Below are 5,047 nucleotides of genomic sequence, written 5' to 3'. Positions count from 1 at the left end.
GGCGGGAGCGGCGGCCGCGGTGGCGGCACCGCCAACGGCGGTCGCGGCGCTCGCCGCCAGGACCGACGCGAAGAGCGCGGCTGAGGTGCGCCGGCTCAGGTTTCGGAGTCTGCTCACGTTCTCTTTACCTCCAGAGAACAGGGCCCCTCAGAGAAGGGCGCTCGGGTGAGCAGAATCTTTCGTGGTATCGATGAACACTGTCACTACCGGTCAGCCCCTTGTGACCACTTCGTGACATGAGGGCACACGCACTGTCACATAGCCGGTGAGCGGGCCTCGACCTCGCCGTCGGTCGGATCGACCAACTCGGGTGCCTGCGGCTGCCGGGGCGTCAGCTCGACCTGGGCCGGCGTGGCCAACTCGTCGTCCGAGACGCCCAACTCGGCGAGCTTGCGGGCGCTGACCAGCACCCGGGCCTCCAGCGAGCCGACCGCCCGGTTGTAGGCGGTCACCGCGCCCGCCAACGAGGACCCGAGCTTGCCCACGTGATCGCCCAGGGTGGACAACCGGCCGTACAGCTCCCGGGCGAGGGTGTGCACCGCGAGCGCGTTGCGGGCCAGTGCCTCCTGCCGCCAGGAGTAGGCGACAGTGCGGAGCAGTGCGACGAGCGTGGCCGGCGTGGCCAGCACCACGTTGCGGGTGAACGCGTGCTCCAGCAGCGTCGGGTCACGCTGGAGCGCGACGTCGAGGAACGGGTCGGCGGGGACGAACAGCACCACGAACTCGGGTGCGCTGTCGAACGCCGACCAGTAGGACTTGGCCGCCAACGCGTCCACGTGCCCCCGCAGGTGCCGCGCGTGCGCGTCGAGGTGGGTGTCCCGGCCACGCTCGTCGCGGGCCTCCATGGCGGTCAGGTACGCGTCGAACGGCGCCTTGGCGTCCACCACCACCGAGCGACCGCCGTGCAGCCGGACCACCAGGTCCGGGCGGACAACCTGCCCGTCGTTGTCGGCGGTGACCTGCTCGGAGAAGTCGCAGTGCTCCAGCATGCCGGCAGCCTCGACGATCCGGCGCAGTTGGTGCTCGCCCCAGCGACCCCGCACCTGCGGTGCGCGCAGCGCCGCCACCAGCTGTTTCGTCTCGGTGCGCAGCTCACCCGAGACCGCGGTCATGGAGCGGACCTGCTCGCGCAGCTCGGCGTACGCGTCGACCCGGTCGTGCTCCAGCTCGGCCACCCGCTGCTCGTAGCGGCGCAGGGTGTCGTGCAGCGGCGCGACCGCCCTGGCCACCGCCTCCTGGGACTGCGCGGTGGCCTCGTAGCTCAACGCCCGCATGGACTGCTCCAGCCGGCCCTCGCCCTCCCGGGTGGCGGCCAGGGTGGCGTCGAGACGGGCGATGTCGGCCGCCGAGCGGGACCGGGCCGCGAGCCAGCCCACCGCCCCGCCGACGCCGAGGCACACCATCACCAGGAGCAACGTCGAGACGTCCATCACCGGAGCTTGCCAGACGGATACGACGTGACACCCGGGGGTACGTTCGATGACATGGAACTTCTGCTCTGCCTCGCCGTGGTGCTGGTCGGCGCGCTGGGCGCAGCCGCGCTCATCCGCGCCCAGGCCGGTGCCCGCCGACGCACCGAGCTCGGCGACGCCCGCGCGGAGGCGCAGCGGTGGTACGAGCGCCTCGGCGGCCAGTTGATGAACCTGCACGGCGACGACCCGGCGGTGCGCCAGGCGCTGGCCGACGCCGGTGAGCGGTACAACGCCGCCGGCTCGCAGCTGGAGCAGGCGCGTACGCCGCACCAGTTCGCCCTGGCCCGGGAGACCGCGCTGGAAGGGCTGGCGTACATCCGGGCGGCGCGTACCGCGATGGGCATCGACCCCGGCCCCGAGGTGCCGGCGCTGGCCGCCGCGCGGGGCGTGGGGCAGCTCACCAAGGAGCGCGAGGTCGACGTGCAGGGGCAGACCTTCCGGGCCGGGCCGCAACCCGGCCGGGAAACGCCCTACTACTACCCCGGTGGGCGTTATCAGGGCCGTCCGGTGCCGGCAGGGTGGTATTCGACGCCCTGGTGGAAGACGGCGCTGGGCGCCGGCGCCGGCGTGCTCGGCGGCATCCTGATCGCCGACGCGCTCTTCTCGCCCGCCTTCGCCGACCCCGGGTACGGCTACGACGCCGGCTACCAGGAGGGCTTCGGTGACGGCGTCGACCAGGGCGGCGACCAGGACTTCGGTGGCGGCGACCAGGGTGGGGACTTCGGCGGGGACTACGCCGGCGGGGACTTCGGCGGTGGGGACTTCGGCGGTGGGGACTTCGGCGGCGGTGACTTCGGGGGCGGCGACTTCTGAGCGTCGTTCCGCCGACCTACGAACGATGGGCCCCGGTCGCGGTGACCGGGGCCCGTCGTCGTACCTGATGATCAGCCGGTGTTGCGCATTCCGGCGGCGATGCCGTTCACGGTGGTGAGCAGCGCGCGTTCCAGGGCGGTGCCGTCGCTCGGTGCGCGTCGGCCGCCCGGGGCGGTGGCGATGGCCCGCCCGGCGGCACCCGACTCCCGGTACTGCCGCAGCAGCGCCACCTGCAGGTGGTGCAGCGGCTCCAGGTAGGTGTCGCGGACGGCCAGGGTGCGCTGGAGCACCGGCGAGTTTTCCAGCAGGGCCGGTGAGGCGGTGACCGCCAGCACCTCCCGCTTGGTCAGCTCGTACTCCCGCTCGATCTGCTCGAAGATCGGGTGCAGCTTCTTCGGCACCAGCGTCTCGACGTACCGGCGGGCGATGCTCAGGTCGGTCTTGGTCAGCATCATCTCGACGTTCGACAGGAACGTGCGGAAGAAGTGCCAGTTACGGTGCATCTCGGCCAACACGTCCGCCAGCCCCGCCTCGCGGGCGGCGGCCAGCCCGGAACCGACGCCGAACCAGCCCGGCACGATCTGCCGGGTCTGCGTCCAGCCGAACACCCACGGGATGGCCCGCAGCCCGGACAGTCCCGCGCCGGTGTTCGGGCGCTTCGCCGGCCGGGAGCCGATGTTGAGCGCGCCGAGCAGTTCGGTGGGGGTGGACGCCCAGAAGTACGCCGGCAGGTCCGGGTCCTCTACCAGCGACCGGTAGGACCGGAACGCCGACTCGGAGACCACGTCCATCGTCGCGTCCCAGCGCTCCAACATCTCGGCCGGCTGCCGGGGCGCGGTGTGCAGCAGGGTCGCCTGGAGCACCGCGGCGAGGGTCAACTCCAGGTTCTCCCGGGCCAGCGAGGGCAGGGTGTACTTGTCGGAGATCACCTCGCCCTGCTCGGTCACCTTGATCGCGCCGTCCATCGTGCCGTAGGGCTGCGCCAGGATCGCCTCGTGCGTCGGACCGCCACCACGCCCGACCGTGCCACCCCGGCCGTGGAAGAGCCGCAGGTGCACGCCGTGCCGGGCGGCCACGTCGCGCAGCGCGCGCTGCGCCCGGTGGATCGACCACTGGCTGGTGGTGATCCCGGCCTCCTTGTTCGAGTCGGAGTAGCCGAGCATGACCTCCTGCACGTCGCCGCGGGCGGTGACCAGCGCCCGGTACGCGGGCAGTGACAGCAACTCGTCGAGGAGCTCACCGCCGGCGTTCAGCTCGGCCGGGGTCTCCAGCAGCGGCACGAACCCGATCCGGGCCCGCCCGCTGTGCACGTCCACCAGGCCGGCCTCGCGGGCCAGCACCACGGCGGCCAGCACGTCGTCGACGCCCAGGGTCATCGAGATGATGTACGACTCGATCACCTCGGCGCCGAACCGGTCCTGTGCCTCCCGGATGGTGCTGAACACGTCGAACGTCTTGCGGGCCGGCTCGGTGAGCGACGTGTCCAGCGTGGACAGCGGCCGGCGGCCGGTCAGCTCGTCGGCGAGCAGCTTGGTGCGTTCCAGCCGGGTCAGCGCCGGGTAGTCGGAGACCTCGCCGACCGCCTCGTAGAGCTGCGCGAGCACCGCGTGGTGCGCCTCGGCGTGCTCCCGGACATCCATGGTGGCCAGGTGCAGGCCGAACGCGGAGACCGTACGGATGGTGGAGGCCAGCCGGCCGACCGCGGTGAGCTGCCCGGAGTTGCGGGCCAGCGAGGCGCGCAGCAGGTCCAGGTCGGCGACCAGCTCGGCGGAGCCCCGGTAGTCCCGACCGGGCACGTGCGCGGTGCCCTGACGCAACCGCAGCCGGGTGTTGGCGAGCTTCGCCTTCACACAGCGCGCCTTGAGCCGGTACGGCTCCTCCGCGTTGACCCGGCGGAAACGCTGCGCCACCTCGGGCAGCGCGTCCAGGTCGGCGGCGAGGCTGGCGGAGAGGTCCAGGGACACCCCGCGCAGTCGGCGGGACACCGAGACCTCGTTGATCAGGTGGTCCATCGCCTTCTCGGTGGCGGCGATGCCGTGCTCGTGCTGGATGGTCAGCACCTCGCGGGTGACCGCCGGGGTGACGAACGGGTTGCCGTCGCGGTCGCCGCCGATCCAGGTGCCGAAGCTCAACGGCCGGGCCGTCGGTGAGGTCTCCACGCCGAGCGTGCGCAGCGTGTCGGCCAGGTCGTCGAGCACCTGCGGGGCGGCCTCCGCGTACAGGTCGCGCAGGTAGTAGATCGCGTTGCGGGCCTCGTCGGTCGGGTCCGGCCGGTCGAGCCGCAGCTCGTCGGTCTGCCACATCAGGTCGAGCAGCTCGGCCAACCGGCGGTTGGCCGGGCCCTCGTCGCTGGCGCCGTAGAGGATCGCGTTGGCGGTCTCGGTGTCCAACTCGTCGGCGATCGCCCGCAGCTTGGACAGGATCGACCGACGGGCAGCCTCGGTCGGGTGCGCGGTGAAGACCGGTCGCACCGCGAGCCGGCGAGCGGCGTTGGCGATCTCCTCGGCCGGCACCCCCCGCTCGGCGATCATCTTGGCGGCCTGGTCCAGCCAGCCGCCCTGCACCGCGCGACGGCGGCGCAGATCCCGGGCGCGGTGCACCTGCTCGGTGATGTTGGCCAGGTGGAAGTAGGTGGAGAAGGCGCGGGCCAACTTGGTGCCGGTGGTCACGTCGAGCCCGCCGAGGCGCTGCGCGGCCGCCGGGGCGTCGCTGCGGACCTGGGCGCGGATCTCCTCGACGAGGTCGAGCAGCGGGCGACCCTC

3 protein-coding genes are annotated in these 5,047 nt (G+C 72.5%); 1 reads left to right on the top strand and 2 read right to left on the bottom strand.

Annotation, left to right across the window (positions count from 1 at the left end):
* Window positions 1-254: 254 nt before the first annotated feature.
* Window positions 255-1,430 carry a DNA recombination protein RmuC gene (locus KBX53_RS21840; RefSeq protein WP_210861328.1) on the bottom strand — a complete coding sequence of 392 codons (1,176 nt, stop codon included), beginning with the start codon at window positions 1,428-1,430 and terminating at the stop codon, window positions 255-257.
* 54 nt (window positions 1,431-1,484) lie between these two features.
* On the opposite strand from KBX53_RS21840, the gene KBX53_RS21835 reads away from it, so the two are divergent.
* Window positions 1,485-2,285 carry a hypothetical protein gene (locus KBX53_RS21835; protein ID WP_210861326.1) on the top strand — a complete coding sequence of 267 codons (801 nt, stop codon included), beginning with the start codon at window positions 1,485-1,487 and terminating at the stop codon, window positions 2,283-2,285.
* A 71-nt stretch (window positions 2,286-2,356) separates the two neighbouring features.
* Here the strand turns inward: KBX53_RS21835 and ppc are convergent.
* A partial coding sequence (ppc, locus tag KBX53_RS21830; protein WP_210861324.1) for a phosphoenolpyruvate carboxylase occupies window positions 2,357-5,047 on the bottom strand: 2,691 nt, incomplete at its 5' end.

Origin of the sequence: Micromonospora sp. M51 (genome assembly GCF_018070305.1) — a bacterium.
GTDB classification, from domain to species: Bacteria; Actinomycetota; Actinomycetes; order Mycobacteriales; family Micromonosporaceae; genus Micromonospora; species Micromonospora parva.
This window is presented reverse-complemented; position numbering and strand designations above follow the sequence as displayed.